The sequence below is a fragment of the Desulfofalx alkaliphila DSM 12257 genome (assembly GCF_000711975.1).
GTDB classification, from domain to species: domain Bacteria; phylum Bacillota; class Desulfotomaculia; order Desulfotomaculales; family Desulfohalotomaculaceae; genus Desulfofalx; species Desulfofalx alkaliphila.
The window spans coordinates 65,809-81,260 of sequence record NZ_KL544001.1 but is presented as its reverse complement, the minus strand read 5'-3'; the positions used below and the strand labels follow the sequence as shown (position 1 = coordinate 81,260).

Genomic DNA, 15,452 nt, shown 5'->3' with positions numbered 1-15,452 from the left:
AGTAATTTTATGGAAAATAATTGGCATAAGGGTTCAGGTTCTGTCAGGATAAAGTTGGGGTTAGCGGTATTTGTCATTATGACACTGGTTGCGACAGCTTTAATGTTAACTTCCTATAAGGTAACCAGCGATGTGGCCAAAGAAGCCGCCGTCGAGAAGGCAAAGGGAGACCTGGCCACCGGTGAAGCCTTAATTGCCTCTTGGTATCCCGGTGAGTGGAGGGTGGAGGGCGATAAACTTTATAAGGGCGATGTACTGATCAACGATAATTATGCCATAGTGGACCTCATAGGTGAAATGACCGGTGACACGGTGACAATCTTCCTGGGAGATACCAGAATTAACACCAATGTAATGAACGAAGACGGCGAGCGGGCAGTGGGAACCCAGGCTGCCCCCTATGTGATTGATGCTGTTCTTAACCAGGGCCAGCATTATTACGGTCAAGCCGAAGTGGCCGGGCAAATCTATCAAACCGCCTACAAGCCCATAAAAAATGCCGGCGGTGAAATTATCGGCATCTGGTACGTGGGAGCCTCTGAAGAAGTTACCCGGGAAATAATTGGACAGGCTGCACTCAAGATCATTATGCTTGGGCTTGTTTCCCTGGCCCTTGGAGTGCTGCTGCTTATGCTGCTTACAAACAGAATTATCATTAACCCCATTAACCACTTGGTGGCCAGCGTTAATAAATTTGCAGAGGGTGACTTTAGAGAAAAAATAGACATCCAGGGGCAGGGCGAAATAAGCCACCTGGCAAATACCCTTAACAATATGGGAGGCCAGCTGGGTGCACTGATAAAGGAGGTAGCTAACAATGCCCAGTCAATTGCCGCCCACAGCCAGCAGTTGGCTGCCTCCAGCGAAGAAATAAGTGCCACCATGGAAGAGGTGGCCAGCACCACCAGCCAAGTTGCGGTCACAGCGGAGAAAAGCTATGAAAACGCCTCGATGGCTGCCAATGAAGCAGAGGATATGGGTAAGGTTGCCCAGGAAGGCGACCAGGTGGTAGAGCAAATGTTAGAAAAAATTAACTCCATAGCGGACTCCATCAGAGAAGTGGGGCAAGCGGTTAGCAATTTAGGAAATCTTTCTTCTGAAATCGGCAACATCACCAATCTTATCACCGGCATAGCCGAACAAACTAACCTACTGGCCTTAAACGCCGCCATTGAAGCTGCCCGGGCAGGTGAAGCGGGCCGCGGCTTTGCAGTGGTGGCAGAGGAAGTAAGGGTACTGGCGGAGCAGTCTGCCGAAGCCACCAAAGAAATTGGCAAGTTAATTCAGCAGGTACAATCCGGCGTAGACCTTACCACCTTAACCACTGATAACAGCGTTGCTGAAGTAGAGGAGGGTGTAAGGCTGGCCGCCAAGGCAGGACAAGCCCTGGAAACCATTAATGAGTCAGTACAAAAAACAATAGATTCAATGACTGAAATTGCTTACAGCTCTAAGCAATCCAGTGAAGGCATAGAGCAGGTGGCTTCCAATAACGAACAAATAACGTCTTCAGTGCAGCAAATGGCAGCAGCCTCCCAGGAATTGGCCGATATTGCCGGTAAATTACATTTATCTGCAGAAAGGTTTAAGGTTTAAATAATAAAAAGAGAAAGCGCCTTAAGGACGGCGCTTTCTCTTTTTTCGACATTATACCACCTTCACTTTTTCGTTATTTATTGATAAAATATGAAGCTATATAGGTATAAAATTTCAAATCGCGACAAGTAGATTAGAAAGGTTGATTATTTTGTCTATTAGCGAGTTGGAACAGGCCATCGAGAAATTGAGAGAGATTATGTATCTAAAGGCAGAGTCCAAAAGGTTAATTGATCCCGAAATAATAGCAATAAGTCAAGAACTGGATGAATATCTAAACATATACCATAGGCTCTTGTGTAAAGTCTCTTATCACCGGTTGTAAGTATAAAAAGGTTCCCGGCTAAAAACCAGGAACCTTGCTGGAGCCAGAGATGGGATTTGAACCCACGGCCTATGCATTACGAGTGCATTGCTCTACCACTGAGCTACTCTGGCAACCCTATGACAATGTATATTTTACTCTCCATTATTTACACTGTCAATATATCGATATACTTCCTCCCATCGACCGCAGCGCCTTCCTTCCCAGGGCCAATTTAAATTATGGGGCGCATCAAACAGTATAACGTCAAAGCCGGCTTTAGACAGCTGCACTGCGTTATGGTAATTGTCTTCCACCACCAGATCAACACCTAACTGCTTACATATATCCACCTTATCATGACTGTTTAACAGGTAGAGCCCCCGGTAGGGCAAGTTATGGCGGTTTAACCAACGCCGGGTGGCCTCTTCGTAAATAGGGCTGCGGGCAGTGATGATGTTAATTTGATGTTTTGCAGCAGCCAAGAGGCGCAGGTATTTATCTGCGCCGGGTATCAGGGGGGAGCCTTCTATCATGTTTAGCTCAACCTGGCTCATCAGTTGGTTAAACTCTTCCCGGGTGATCTTGTACACCTTGCACACATCATATTCCGGTATATTGTCCGGCAGAATCTTTTGCCCGGTGTAGCGGTTCAGGGCATCCACCAGCAGGGGCAAATTATCGCATATTGTTCCATCCAGGTCACAACCAATAATCATTCTTTCCCTTCCACCTACTTACATTATTTCTCAAGGTCTAAAAGTTTCTCTTTCCACCGGGGCAGGCTGCCAAATCCCCCGGGGCTGCCGTCGGCACGGATGACCCGGTGGCAAGGTATTACCAAGAGGGCCCGATTGGAACTGAGGGCATTTCCTACCGCCCTGGCGGCCTTGGGCCGGCCAATCATTTCAGCCACCTGGCTGTAGCTGCGGGTTTCTCCGTATGGAATGCCGGCTACAGTTGTTAATACCCGCCGCTGAAAGTCTGTACACCAACTTAAGTCCACCTGAAAGTTAAAGGAAGCACTTTCTTTATTGAAATACCCTTCCAGTTGGCGGGTTAAGCTCACGGTGTCAGGGTGGCCGGCATAGTTTTCAGTGATATTGGCATTGGGGGTTAGCTGCAGCAATCTTTGTTCTGCCCCATGGGGCTCTTTATAGGGTAAGGTGAGGGCCCACAGCCCTTTGTCGGACCAGGCCACCCCTATCCAGCCTTCACTTATTGCCAGGATATAAGATTTCATCTTTAGCTCACCACCCTTTCCTTGCTGCCTGTGGCTTTGGGTTTTTCCACCGTTGAGGTGATAAAAATATATAAGCCCGTTATAATCACTGCCCCCCCAAGCAGCTGTAGCATGGTTGGAACTTCCCCAAATATAAAGTAGGCCAATATGGTGGCCCCCACCGGTTCTCCCAGTATGCTCACCGATACCACCGCGGCCTTAACATAGCGCAAGGCCCAGTTAAATACCGTATGACCAAAAATGGTGGGTATGACGGCCAACATTAAAAACCACATCCAGGTGGCCCCGTCGTAGGGATAAAAGGGCAGCTCCATAACTAAACTGCACAGCATTAAGGTCACAGCCGATGCACTGTAAACCAGGGTGACATAGGTAAATAAGGACAGCCTAAAGCGCAGGCTTCTTCCAATCAGTACATAACCGGCAACAAAGATTGCCCCGGCAAAGGCCAGCAGGTCTCCCAGCAGGGCCTGACCGCCCACTTGAAAGTCATTAATGCCTATAATAATACTGCCCGTCAAGGCTAAGCCGGCTCCGGCCAGGCCCTTGCGGCTAATTTTCTCCTTGTACAAGAAGTAGCCCCCGGCTATTACGAACAGCGGCTGCATGGTTACCAATACAGTTGAACTGGCCACCGTGGTGTAGTTCAATGATGTTACCCAGGTGGCAAAGTGCATGGCCAGCAAAACACCGGAAAGTACAGCCAGCAGCAGATCCCGGCCACTGATATGTTTAAGCTCTTGACGCCCGGTGGCAAAGGCCAGCGGTGCCAGCAGCAGCACGGTGAAAGCCAAGCGGTAAAAAGCGATAATTAATGCCGGGGCGTCAGCCAGCTTAGTAAAGATTGCTGAAAAGGAGGCCGCCAGCACACCCAGCAGCACCGCCAGGTAGGGATTAATAATTGGTTTGGTCGAATTAGTCATTTATTTTTTCTTCACCTGCGTTGTCTCTTTTTTGTTAATATTATTCTATTGTAGGTTAAAATAAGAGGATGGGCAACCGATTCGGCCCTAATAATTAAAATTGAGGTGGTTACCATGAATATTAAAAACAGCCTTTTGGAGTTAATCGGTAAAACACCCCTGGTACGGTTAAATAAGTTGTCGGCTGCCGGTGGTGCCCAGGTGATTGCCAAGGTGGAGTTTTTTAATCCCGGCGGCAGTGTAAAGGATCGCATTGGTATAGCAATGATTGACGAGGCTGAAAAAAAGGGCTTATTAAACAGTGATACCGTCATTATCGAACCCACCAGCGGAAATACCGGCATTGGTCTGGCCCTGGCCTGCGCCATTAAAGGTTATCGCTTGATACTTACCATGCCCGAAACAATGAGTGCAGAGCGGCGCAGCTTACTAAGGGCCTATGGGGCTGAAATAGTGCTTACACCGGGTACCAAGGGCATGGCCGGGGCAGTGGAAGAGGCAAAGAGGCTGGCACAAGAATACAGCAGTTCCTTTATCCCCCAGCAGTTTGAAAACATGGCAAATCCCAGGGTGCACTCAGAAACAACTGCCCAGGAAATATGGGAGGATACCGAAGGTAAGGTGGATATTTTCGTGGCCGGGGTGGGCACCGGCGGCACCATTACCGGTGTGGCCAGAGCACTGAAAGAAAGAAAACCCGACCTGCAAACAGTTGCCGTTGAACCGGCTTCATCTCCGGTTATTTCCGGCGGCAGCGCCGGGCCGCACAAAATACAGGGCATAGGTGCCGGCTTTGTGCCCGAGGTGCTGCAGGTGGAGCTGCTGGATAAGGTGATACGGGTAACCGACCGGCAGGCCATGGAAACCGCCCGCAGCCTGGCTAAGGATGAGGGATTGTTAGTGGGCATATCCTCAGGGGCCGCAGCCTATGCCGCCGGCCAGATAGCCAAGCTGCCGGAAAATAAGGGCAAAATGGTGGTGGTACTGCTGCCGGACACCGGCGAGAGATACTTATCCACCGAATTATTCCAAACCCCGGGGCCCAAAGTTTAATCATACCCTATGAACAAAAAAATCCTTGCGCCTAAAGCGCAAGGATTTTTTACTTACATCATGGGCATTCCGCCGCCCATGCCGCCCATGGGGTCGCTCTTTGGATCTTCGGGAAGGTCGGCCACCAGCGTTTCTGTGGTCAGAATCATTGCAGCAATGCTGGCAGCATTCTGTAAAGCAGAACGGGTTACTTTTGCCGGGTCTACAATACCTGCATCAATCATATTGGTAAACTTATCACGGAGAGCATCGTAACCAACACCCTGCTCCTTGTGGCGAACTTTCTCAACCACCACAGAGCCTTCTACACCGGCGTTGTTAGCAATTTGACGCAGCGGTTCTTCCAGTGAGCGTTTAACAATATCGATACCTGTCTTTTCATCGCTTTCGTCAGCGGTTAAGCCTTCCAGGGCAGGAATAATATCCACATAGCAGGTACCGCCGCCGGATACAATACCTTCTTCAACTGCAGCACGGGTAGCGTTCAGTGCGTCTTCAATGCGCAGTTTCTTTTCTTTCATTTCTGTTTCAGTGGCTGCACCCACAGAAATTACCGCTACACCGCCGGCCAGTTTAGCCAGACGTTCTTGCAGTTTTTCTTTATCAAACTCGGAGGTGGAGTCTTCAATTTGTCTCTTAATTTGAGCAACACGGGCAGTGATTTTGTCCGCTTCGCCCTGGCCACCTACAATAATGGTTTCTTCTTTCTTCACGCGAACCTGGCGAGCAGTTCCCATCAAATCTAAGGTTGCATTTTCAAGCTTTAAGCCCACTTCTTCAGTGATTACTGTACCGCCGGTGAGGATAGCAAGGTCCTCCAACATGGCCTTACGGCGATCACCGAATCCGGGAGCTTTAACGGCTACACAGGTGAAGGTACCGCGGAGTTTGTTGAGCACTAAAGTTGCCAGGGCTTCACCTTCCAGGTCTTCACAGATAATCATTAAGGGCTTGCCGGTTTGCACAACTTTCTCCAGTACAGGCAATACGTCAGCCACGGCACTGATCTTCTTATCGGTGATCAGTATGTATGGGTCGCTCAAGGTAGCTTCCATTTTGTCGGTGTCGGTAATCATGTACGGAGAAATGTAACCGCGGTCAAAGTTCATACCTTCAACAACTTCCAGGGATGTGCCCATGCTCTGGGATTCTTCAACGGTGATAACTCCGTCCTTGCCCACCTTTTCCATGGCGTCGGCAATCAGTTCACCAATTTTACTGTCGTTGGCAGAAATGCTGGCCACCTGAGCAATGGCTTCTTTGCTTTCAATGTGTTTGGATTGATTCTTAATTTCTTCAACTGCCTTTTCAACAGCACGCTCAATACCGCGCTTGAGAATCATTGGGTTTGCACCGGCAGCTACGTTTTTCAAGCCTTCACGCACCAGTGCCTGGGCCAGCAAGGTGGCTGTGGTGGTGCCGTCACCGGCAACATCGTTGGTCTTGGTGGCAACTTCCTTTACAAGTTGAGCACCCATATTTTCAAAGTGGTCTGCTAACTCCACTTCTCTGGCAATGGTTACACCGTCATTGGTAATTAGGGGAGAACCGAACTTTTTTTCCAATACAACGTTGCGGCCTTTGGGGCCGAGGGTTACTTTTACAGCTTCAGCTAAGGCATTAACGCCTTTTTCAAGGGCCTTGCGAGCATTTTCGCTAAAGATAATTTCTTTACCTGCCAAAATAATGACCTCCTTCTTGTCCTAGGTTCAGTGTAGTTATTCAATTACTGCTAAGATATCCATTTCGCGCAGAATAAGATATTCTTCACCGTCAACTTTTACTTCATTGCCGGCATACTTGGAATACAGCACCTTGTCGCCTGCCTTAACATCCATGGGCTGACGCTGGCCGTTTTCCAGCACCCGGCCGGGGCCTACTGCAATAACTTCTGCCTGCTGAGGCTTTTCCTTTGCAGTGTCAGGTAATACAATACCGCTCTTAGTCACTTCTTCGCTGGGCAGTGCCTTTACAACTACCCTGTCACCTAGTGGTTTGATTGCCACAAATACCCCTCCTTGATATTGAGAAATATTTTCTTAAATTTTTACTGTTAGCACTCACGCTAGATGAGTGCTAACATCCAAGTAATATAATATAAAACGAAAAATCCAAAAGCAAATACCCCTGAGGGAAGAAAAATATCATAATTTTTCAAAATGGTTAATTAGGGGTAAAAAACTTTTAGTTTCTCATTTTATATAAATATTACTTGCTTTCTAATATTTTCTATTTATATTGTTGCCTTTAGCATCATGCTTTATACACAACTTAAAAAAATTTCCATGTATATTTTTAATCCTGACCACATTCCCCGCCGGCTCCGGACAGTATTTCCAATCCGTGGGGCAGGGCCGGCAGCACCACCGCTAAACATTCCCTTACGCCCTTGGGACTTCCCGGCAGGTTAATGATTAAGGTGCTCTTTCTAATGCCGGCCACCGCCCGGCTGAGCATGGCCTTGGGAGTAATGCGCAGCGATTCAAGCCGCATGGCTTCGGCAATGCCCGGGGCTTCTTTATCTATTACCGCCAGGGTGGCATCCGGTGTGTTATCCCGGGGGCTAAATCCTGTGCCTCCGGTGGTAAGCACCAGGTTAAGCTTTAAATCATCGCAGCAGTACAGCAATTGTTCCTTAATTAATTCCAGGTCATCGGCTATTACCCGATAATATGCCAGCTCACCACCGATTTGGGCCATCATTTCTTTAATTACTTGGCCGCTTTTGTCTTCCCGTTCCCCCCGGGAACCTTTATCGCTCAGGGTTATTACCCCCACTTTTATCACAGTAATCACCGCCTATGTACTTTTTTTCCCCAACAGGTTAGAATAGAAAAAGTAAAAAATGTTAAAAAACTTTCCCCTGGAGGTAGTGATGAAAAAAGAAAACTTTGTTTCCTTACCAATAACCAAAGTTGTTGATAGCGCAATTAGCCAAGAAGAGGACAAGGTGGTTACCGAAATACCGGTGACACTTTTTTTAAACGGTGATGAATTTGTTACCTTGGTCTGCTCACCCCAGTACCTGAAAGAATTGGCAGTGGGTTTTCTTTGCTCCGAGGGCATTTTACAGCAGCCGTCCGACCTGCATGACATCTCCGTTGATGAAGAAGAAGGTATCATCCATGTCAGCGCCAATGCCGGGCAAGCGGAAAAGCGGTTTTTAAAGCGCTATATAACCTCTTGCTGCGGGCGCGGGCGGTCATCCTTTTACTTTGTAAACGACGCCAAGTCCATGTCTGTGGTGGACAGCACCACCTTTGTCACCCCCCGGCACATATGGCAGTTGAGCACCGATTTGGAAGAACAATCCACTTTATTTAAAGAAACCGGCGGCGTACACAACGCGGCTCTGTGTACCGCTGACCAAGTGGTGGTTTTCTTTGAAGATATCGGAAGACACAATGCAGTGGATAAAATATTTGGGCACTGCTTTTTAAATAATATTCCCTTTGATGACAAAATCATGGTTTTTAGCGGGCGCATTTCTTCCGAAATATTGATTAAGGTTGCCAAGATGGGCCTGCCCATTTTAGTATCCCGGTCGGCCCCCACCGCCCTGGCGGTGGAAATGGCAGTGGAACTGGGCCTCACGGTGGTCGGTTTCGCCCGGGGCAAGCGCTTGAACATATACGCTAACCCCTGGCGGGTGGTTATTTAAGGGCAAAACTTTCCTTAAACAATTCCTCAATGACACCGTCCACCTGTTGACGAAAGCTGCTGTAGCGCTTAATTAACTCTAGGGCGGGGGGGGTCAGGGTTGCACCGCCTCCCTGTTCACCGCCCACCTGGGTAACCACCAGTTCTATTTGCCAGCGTTTTTGGGCGGTTTTTATTCTACCCCAGGCTGCCCGGTAGGACATATTCATTTCCCGGGCAGCTGCGGATATGGAGCCCATTTCATGTATTAGTTTTAAGAGCTTAAACAAGCCGTCACCAAATACCGTGCCATCCCATTCCAACCACACCTTATAACCGGGTTTAAATCTGTCGGGACTATACATCACTGTCACTCTGCCGCCACATAACCTTACCGCAGTCCCGCAGGTCATAACCCCCCAGTTTATATACTTCCTGTTGAAACTCCGGCAGTTCCATTACTTTTAACAGGCGCTGAATTATCGGTGTGTCCCAGTATTCTTCCGGAATGCAGAGGTCATATCTTTCTTCTATCACTCCGATAAAATCAAGGCCCAAGGCCTTGGCAGCAGCTTTAATTCCTAACCCTGCATCTGCAGAACCGCTGGCCACCGCTGCGGCCACTGCCATATGGGTGTATTCTTCGTGCTGATAACCGTGAACTTGTTCCGGACTAATGCCCAGTTCCTTTAGTTTAAAGTCCAGCAGTATGCGGGTGCCAGCACCCCGCTGGCGGTTAACAAAACTAAGGCCCGGGTTAACCAGGTCGGCCAGGCCGGTAATATTTTTGGGATTGCCCTTGGCCACTATTAAACCCTGCTCCCGGTAAACCAGGTTGACCAGGACCATTTTTCTGTCAGGCAGCAAACGCTTAATATAGGAAACGTTGTAATCCCCGGTTTCTTCATCCAGCAGGTGGGTTCCGGCACAGTGGGCCTCTTTGCGCTTTAAGGCGGTAAGTCCGCCCAGGCTGCCCACATGGGCTGAAGACAGGGAGGCCTGGGGATACAATTTTTTCAGGTAGTTGGCAAGCACATCCAGGGCGATGTCATGGCTGCCGATAACCACTGTGGTCTCGGTGATTTCATCCAGTGAACGCAGCAGTTCTATGGGTACCCTTTCACCGGCCTGGTAGCCTTCGGTGTTGCGGGGCACCCGCAGTATACCGTCGGCCCGCACCATGGACATGATCATTCCTGCACCCCGGGATATGGGGGTGGCTATGGTCTTTTCCCCTACCCGGCCCAGTTTAACCCGAATAAACTCCTCTACACCCAGGGGAGTGACAACTTTACGGGATACTGTGGCCGGAATTTCCGGCCGCCTGTAGGGGGCAACACCCAGTTTTTTGCACACTAAAGGTTTTACAAACAACTCGCAGGCCAGTACAGCCGAAACCGGATAGCCCGGCACACCCACCACCGGTTTGCCTTTTATTTCCCCAAGTATCACCGGCTTGGCAGGCTTGGTGGCAACTCCGTGGGTAAGCACCCGGCCCAACTCCCGCACCAAATCCACCGTATAATCTTCACGGCCGGCAGAGGAACCGGCGTTAACCATCACCATATCTGACTCTTCCACAGCCTTTAAGATGCGGTCCTTTAGCTTTTCATAATCATCTGCGGTTATTTCCCCACGGATGGGTTGGCCGCCCCATTCCCTTATGTACGAACCAAGCACCCGTGTGTTGTATTCGATGATGTCGCCAACCTTTAATTGGCTGCCCGGCTGCACCAACTCGGTGCCGGTGGGTAAAATAGCCACCTTGGGCCGGGGATGTACCTTAATTTCCGTTATCCCTCCGGCTAAAATACCCCCAATATCCATGGGACGAATGATGTGGTTGCCCGGCAATATCATCTCGGTGGCCACCACATCTTCACCGATTACGCGCACATGCTGCCAGGGTGCCACCGCTGCCGTTATCTCAATTAATTCTTCACTGACAAAGTGTACGTCTTCAATCATCACCACCGCATCATATTCCGGCGGCACCGGGTCTCCGGTATCCACCATCACAGCCTGTTCCCCCATTTTAAGCTGCTTAGGTGTGGTCTCTGACGCCCCAAAGGTATCCAGGGAGCGCACTGCTACCCCATCCATGGCCGAAGCGTGGTAGTGGGGCGAAGAAGAACGGGCATACACCGGTTCTGCGGTAACCCGGCCTAAGGCATCCTCTGCCTTTATTATTTCTGCAGGCCCCGGCTCCAGCGCCCCAAGTTCGTCTAAATATTGTAGATATTCTTCCAGGGCCTGCTCCCAGGGTTTATCGTCTAAATAAACATCCCGTTTCATTTTTCCACTCTCCTCTAATAATAAATGCTCAAAAAAACTTCTTTTTGAACACCTTAAAACAGCTTTACCTCCAGGTACTCACCGGCCTCTACGCCCTCTTTGCCTTCGGGCACCCGCGCAAGTCCGTCTGCCTTCACCATTGTTGATATCAGTCCTGATTTACCCAAAACAGGTTCGGCCATTAACTCCCCTTGGTCGAAGTACAGCCGCACCCGCAAAAAGTCTTCCCGCCCTGCCGCCGAGCGCATGTTGCGGTTCAACTTGGCCCTTATGAACAATTCTTTCCCGGCATTTTGATAGCTTCCCCACCGTACCAGGGGGTCAACCAGCAGGTTGTATACCACCATTGCTGACACCGGATGTCCCGGCAGGCCAAAGAGTATTTTCCCCCCCACCACCGCTCCGATGGTGGGTTTGCCCGGTTTTATGTTGATGCCGTGAAATAATACTCCGGGCTTGCCCAGGGTATCTATTACCTTGGCAGTGACATCCCTGGTACCCACCGAGCTGCCGCCGGATACTAAAACAATATCATTTTCTGCCATGGCGGCGGTCAGTGTTTCTTTTAGGCTGTCAAAATCATCTTTCACAAGCCCGTACAGTTTAGCACTGCCCCCGCCCTGTTTTACTTGCCCATAGAGGGCGTAGGAATTTATATCCCGCACTTGGCCGGGTTGAGGCAGCTTTTCCGGTGCAACCACTTCATCTCCGGTGGAAACTATACCTACTTTAACGGTGGGCAACACAGCCACATCGGTGACACCCACCGCCGAAAGCAGCCCTAAGTCCTGGGGACGGATACGATGCCCGGCTTTAAATACCACTGAGCCGGACTGCACGTCTTCCCCTCGACGCACCACATTTTCCCCGGGGGCCACCGGTCGGGTTACTCCAATGGTTTGTTCATCTAACTCTTCTGTATACTCCACCATCACCACCGCATCGGCGCCGGGGGGCAGCATACCCCCGGTGGGAATGGCCCAGGCTTGACCGATTTTTAATTCACCCCTTGGCTCCTTTCCCATCAACACCTGGCCGCCAATATCTAAATAGGCAGGCAGGCTTTCCGACGCCCCAAAGGTGTCCTTGGCCTTCACTGCATATCCGTCCATGGTGGAACGGTCAAAGCCAGGCACATCCTCCCTGGCTAGGACATCGGCAGCCAGCACCCTTCCTAAGCTGTCTGTCAGAGATACCCTTTCCAATTGCATTTTTTTATAATTTTCAGAAATAACAGCCTTGGCTTGCTCCACAGTCAGTACATTAAAAAGCTCCATTCTGTCCCCTCCGGTTAAAAGCAGCCCAGTTCACAGGCCTTTATTTTTATCTTTAACTGATCGGCAGCCTGGCCCACCGTCTGGGGCGGCACCTTTAACTCCTTGGCTAACTTGCGGGCCATGGTACATGACAAACGGTTTTCCTGTGCTGCTTTGCGCACAGCCTCCAATACACTTTCCGGTACTTCTTTCATGATTATCAGCCTCCTAAAAGATACGGAAAAATCAGCCATTACTTATTATTTCATACCTAATAACAAATATCCTGCCCGCTTAACCAAAGTTATGCTTAAAAATACATAACGGAAAAAAAGCAAAGCCCTTTTAAGAGCTCTGCTCATAGCGCGGCAGTTTAATAATAAATTTTATACCTTTGCCATACTCACTTACCACCTTAATTTCTCCCCTATGGTTGGTTATAATTTTTTTAGAAATCAGTAAGCCTAAACCGGTGCCATTACTTTTAGTGGTATAGAAAGGCTTAAACAGTTCATCTATTAATTCCGGTTTAACCCCCATGCCATTATCTGCCAATGTAACAAGAAGATATTGATGGTCTAATATTTCACTGCTTATCCTTATCTCTCCTCCACCGGCCAGGGCATCAATTGAATTATTAATCATATTTAAAAACACCTGTTTTAGAGATTGCTCGTCGCCTAAAACCACAGCCCTTTCGCACAGTTCTACCGTCAACTTTATTCCTGCATCCTTTGTTTGTTTGCTAACCAAAAGGATAACGTCCTTAATGACCTGGTTTAGGTCCAGCCTTCTTTTAGCAAAACATGACTTTGACAGCAGTAGAAAGCGGTCCACCAATTGGTTTAACCTGTCAATCTCTTTGTTTATAATTGATAAATAGTCTGTCCCACTTTCCTCCGGTATTGAGTAATACCCCTTTTCCTCCAGCAATTGCATAAAACCTTTGATGGAGGCTAAGGGATTGCGAATTTCGTGGGCCATACCGGCGGCCATTTCACCCATCATTGATAGGTGTTTCATTTGCTGCACCTTAGTTTCCAGCTCTTTAACCATGGTTACGTCTTTAAAAATCCCCGCCGCCCCAACTATCCTATTATCATTATCCCTGAGCAAGAGGGTATCTGTGATGATATGCCTTCTATTTAAGCGCTTTTCTTCATAGCCCACGTCTTTATACTCTATACCGGTTTCCAGGGTTAAGAGGGTATAGCGTTCTTCGGGCGGTATATGTTTCAAGGCCTCCGCATAGTGCATGCCGGCAACATCTGAAAAACTTATGCCCAGCATTTCTTCGCAGTAGCGGTTTACCAGAACGATATGCCCCTGGGCATCAATTACAATTAATCCGGTATTTATCCCTTTCAATAAGGCCAAATAAAGTTGTTCGTTATTTTTTCTTAATACCATACACCATATTCCCTTACTTATTTTTTAATAAATCAGTATATTTTTGCTTGCGTTCATGATCCCAGGCGGCACAAATAATTGGTCTTTGTTTCATTATCAGCCCGATGCAGGTGCCACAATTTTTGCACTTATTTATCTCACCGTCCAAGCCGGCAAGGGCCCTGTGGGGCCATTGGGGATCAGCCATCAGAATTCTCGCCAAACCCACCAGGTCGGCCTGGCCCGATGATATAACCCTTTCTGCGGCGGCTGCACTTGCAATACGGCCGGCCGCTATAACAGGTGCGGTGACCTCAGCCTTTATTGCCCCCGCCAAATCGGCCATATAATTTTCCTGGGCAGCCAGTGCCAGCTTATCTTCCAAAAACATGGACTCATAAACCCCTGCGGTCACTGATAAATAAGCTATGCCCAGTTTATCCAGCTCTTTGGCATATATTTTACTTTCCGCCGGTTGCAAACCGTCCGGCAACCATTCATCGGCCATAAAGCGGTATCCCACCGGGTAATCAGCACCAAGGGCATCCATTATTGCCTTAACCAATTGCAAGCCAAAGCGCATCCTGTTTTCTAAACTTCCGCCGTACATATCGGTGCGTTTATTTGTTCTGGGTGATAAAAACTGCACCGGCAAATAACCGGTGGCCCCGTGCACCTCTACGGCATCAAAACCCGCCCTTTTCGCCCTTAAGGCCGCTGCAACATACTTGTCTATTATTTCTTCGATCTGGGCCACAGTCAACTCCTCAGGAATTGGACCGTCAAAGGCAGCAATGGGAGATGGGGCCAGGGGATTGGCTATTGCGGCATAGCGCCCCCCATGATTAATTTGAATAACGGCATGGGCACCGCCTTCTTTTATGCTGCGGGCAAGCTTTGCCAACCCTTCTATGTAGTCATCCCTATCAATGCGCAGCAAGCGCCCAAACCAAGAACGCTCCCCGTCCACAATTGCATTTTCCACCACAACCATGGCGGCCCCACTCTTACCCATCTCACGGTAATGCTCCAGCAGCGCTTCACTTACCGTCCCGTCATCATTGCCGTAAGCCGTAAACATAGGTGCCATGGTTATCCGGTTTTTTAAATGAAGCGGTCCAATGGACATTTTTTCTCTAATGACACTACTCATAGAAGCCCCCCACCTTCTATAATTTCCTTAGGTTAGTATTTATTCAATATTCATAAAGTTCCTGCTTGTAATGAGTAAATTTATCCATGGTCACAGGAAAATAGTATTTTAGGCCCGGCAGTCACAAGCAAGAAGACCCCCAAATAAGGTCCAAGGGTCTTGTCCAGGTGGCGGAAGGCTTATCCTTCCATCCTTTAACAGGGTAAAAGGGTTTAAAAAAACCAGGCCCAAAGGCCTGGTTTTTATGTATTATATGCTATTATGCCGGCACGATGGAGCCCAGCTTACACTTGGCCAAGCATTCGCCACATCTTTCACATTTACCGGCATCCAGTACGTGCACCTCTTTCTTTTCGCCTGTAATTGCACCGGAGGGGCATACCTTTGCGCACAGGCCGCAGCCTTTACAGCTTTCCGGGTTAATGGTCAACTCCGGAATAGTAACGCCGGCAACAGCCGCTGCATCCAAAACCTTGCTACCGGCAGGCACCGTGAATTCTACATCCCCTAATTTCACAACAACATCCTTGGCAGGTTTAGCCATTTGCAACTCCTCCTTTTTTATTTTATACCCCCAGGGTATCAGAGTTTTTGTAACTAT

Annotated in this window: 17 protein-coding genes and 1 tRNA gene; 4 read left to right on the top strand and 14 right to left on the bottom strand. The window is 48.8% G+C overall.

Going from position 1 to position 15,452, the window contains the following annotated elements; translation table 11 throughout:
* The first annotated feature begins 9 nt into the window (after window positions 1-9).
* Both BR02_RS0113580 and BR02_RS15230 read left to right on the top strand, forming a co-directional pair.
* Window positions 10-1,596 (top strand): methyl-accepting chemotaxis protein, encoded by a 1,587-nt coding sequence (locus BR02_RS0113580; protein WP_031517979.1) that lies wholly within the window; start codon window positions 10-12, stop codon window positions 1,594-1,596.
* A 151-nt stretch (window positions 1,597-1,747) separates the two neighbouring features.
* The gene (locus BR02_RS15230) at window positions 1,748-1,921 is read left to right on the top strand and encodes an aspartyl-phosphate phosphatase Spo0E family protein (RefSeq protein WP_084171061.1); all 174 of its coding nucleotides are present in this window, start codon (window positions 1,748-1,750) and stop codon (window positions 1,919-1,921) included.
* Between the two features lie 38 nt (window positions 1,922-1,959).
* Here BR02_RS15230 and BR02_RS0113575 read toward each other — a convergent pair.
* The 4 genes from BR02_RS0113575 to BR02_RS0113560 form a co-directional block, all read right to left on the bottom strand.
* Window positions 1,960-2,034: transfer RNA gene (locus BR02_RS0113575), tRNA-Thr, on the bottom strand.
* Window positions 2,035-2,055: 21 nt separating this feature from the next.
* The gene (locus tag BR02_RS0113570) at window positions 2,056-2,619 is read right to left on the bottom strand and encodes a 5' nucleotidase, NT5C type (RefSeq protein ID WP_031517976.1); all 564 of its coding nucleotides are present in this window, start codon (window positions 2,617-2,619) and stop codon (window positions 2,056-2,058) included.
* Window positions 2,620-2,642: 23 nt separating this feature from the next.
* Window positions 2,643-3,143 carry a methylated-DNA--[protein]-cysteine S-methyltransferase gene (locus tag BR02_RS0113565; RefSeq protein WP_031517974.1) on the bottom strand — a complete coding sequence of 167 codons (501 nt, stop codon included), beginning with the start codon at window positions 3,141-3,143 and terminating at the stop codon, window positions 2,643-2,645.
* A gap of 2 nt (window positions 3,144-3,145) precedes the next feature.
* The gene (locus tag BR02_RS0113560; protein ID WP_031517972.1) at window positions 3,146-4,066 is read right to left on the bottom strand and encodes a DMT family transporter; all 921 of its coding nucleotides are present in this window, start codon (window positions 4,064-4,066) and stop codon (window positions 3,146-3,148) included.
* 114 nt (window positions 4,067-4,180) lie between these two features.
* Here BR02_RS0113560 and cysK point away from each other — a divergent pair, with 114 nt between their 5' ends.
* On the top strand, window positions 4,181-5,119 hold the full coding sequence (cysK, locus tag BR02_RS0113555) for a cysteine synthase A (protein WP_031517970.1): 939 nt from the start codon (window positions 4,181-4,183) through the stop codon (window positions 5,117-5,119).
* 53 nt (window positions 5,120-5,172) lie between these two features.
* Here the strand turns inward: cysK and groL are convergent, their stop codons facing one another.
* The 3 genes from groL to mog form a co-directional block, all read right to left on the bottom strand.
* Entirely contained in the window at window positions 5,173-6,801 is a 1,629-nt protein-coding gene (groL, locus tag BR02_RS0113550) for a chaperonin GroEL (protein ID WP_031517969.1), read from the bottom strand.
* A 36-nt stretch (window positions 6,802-6,837) separates the two neighbouring features.
* The gene (gene groES, locus BR02_RS0113545; protein WP_031517967.1) at window positions 6,838-7,125 is read right to left on the bottom strand and encodes a co-chaperone GroES; all 288 of its coding nucleotides are present in this window, start codon (window positions 7,123-7,125) and stop codon (window positions 6,838-6,840) included.
* Between the two features lie 289 nt (window positions 7,126-7,414).
* On the bottom strand, window positions 7,415-7,906 hold the full coding sequence (mog, locus tag BR02_RS0113540; protein ID WP_031517960.1) for a molybdopterin adenylyltransferase: 492 nt from the start codon (window positions 7,904-7,906) through the stop codon (window positions 7,415-7,417).
* 88 nt (window positions 7,907-7,994) lie between these two features.
* Between mog and fdhD the strand changes: the two genes are divergently transcribed.
* On the top strand, window positions 7,995-8,780 hold the full coding sequence (gene fdhD / locus BR02_RS0113535; RefSeq protein WP_031517958.1) for a formate dehydrogenase accessory sulfurtransferase FdhD: 786 nt from the start codon (window positions 7,995-7,997) through the stop codon (window positions 8,778-8,780).
* Here fdhD and BR02_RS0113530 read toward each other — a convergent pair.
* The 7 genes from BR02_RS0113530 to BR02_RS16070 form a co-directional block, all read right to left on the bottom strand.
* Entirely contained in the window at window positions 8,773-9,123 is a 351-nt protein-coding gene (locus tag BR02_RS0113530) for a winged helix-turn-helix domain-containing protein (RefSeq protein WP_031517957.1), read from the bottom strand. The two genes, fdhD and BR02_RS0113530, sit on opposite strands and share 8 nt — an antisense overlap.
* Window positions 9,116-11,053 (bottom strand): molybdopterin biosynthesis protein, encoded by a 1,938-nt coding sequence (locus BR02_RS0113525; RefSeq protein WP_031517956.1) that lies wholly within the window; start codon window positions 11,051-11,053, stop codon window positions 9,116-9,118. The genes BR02_RS0113530 and BR02_RS0113525 overlap by 8 nt, the downstream gene beginning before the upstream one ends.
* A 53-nt stretch (window positions 11,054-11,106) precedes the next feature.
* The gene (locus tag BR02_RS0113520) at window positions 11,107-12,330 is read right to left on the bottom strand and encodes a molybdopterin molybdotransferase MoeA (protein WP_031517954.1); all 1,224 of its coding nucleotides are present in this window, start codon (window positions 12,328-12,330) and stop codon (window positions 11,107-11,109) included.
* A gap of 14 nt (window positions 12,331-12,344) precedes the next feature.
* Window positions 12,345-12,524: a hypothetical protein gene (locus BR02_RS0113515; protein ID WP_031517952.1), complete on the bottom strand. Its 180-nt coding sequence runs from the start codon at window positions 12,522-12,524 to the stop codon at window positions 12,345-12,347.
* Between the two features lie 130 nt (window positions 12,525-12,654).
* Window positions 12,655-13,719 carry a two-component system sensor histidine kinase NtrB gene (locus tag BR02_RS0113510; protein ID WP_051688335.1) on the bottom strand — a complete coding sequence of 355 codons (1,065 nt, stop codon included), beginning with the start codon at window positions 13,717-13,719 and terminating at the stop codon, window positions 12,655-12,657.
* A gap of 13 nt (window positions 13,720-13,732) precedes the next feature.
* On the bottom strand, window positions 13,733-14,851 hold the full coding sequence (locus tag BR02_RS0113505; protein WP_031517948.1) for an oxidoreductase: 1,119 nt from the start codon (window positions 14,849-14,851) through the stop codon (window positions 13,733-13,735).
* A gap of 259 nt (window positions 14,852-15,110) precedes the next feature.
* Entirely contained in the window at window positions 15,111-15,395 is a 285-nt protein-coding gene (locus BR02_RS16070) for a 4Fe-4S dicluster domain-containing protein (protein WP_031517947.1), read from the bottom strand.
* Window positions 15,396-15,452 lie beyond the last annotated feature (57 nt).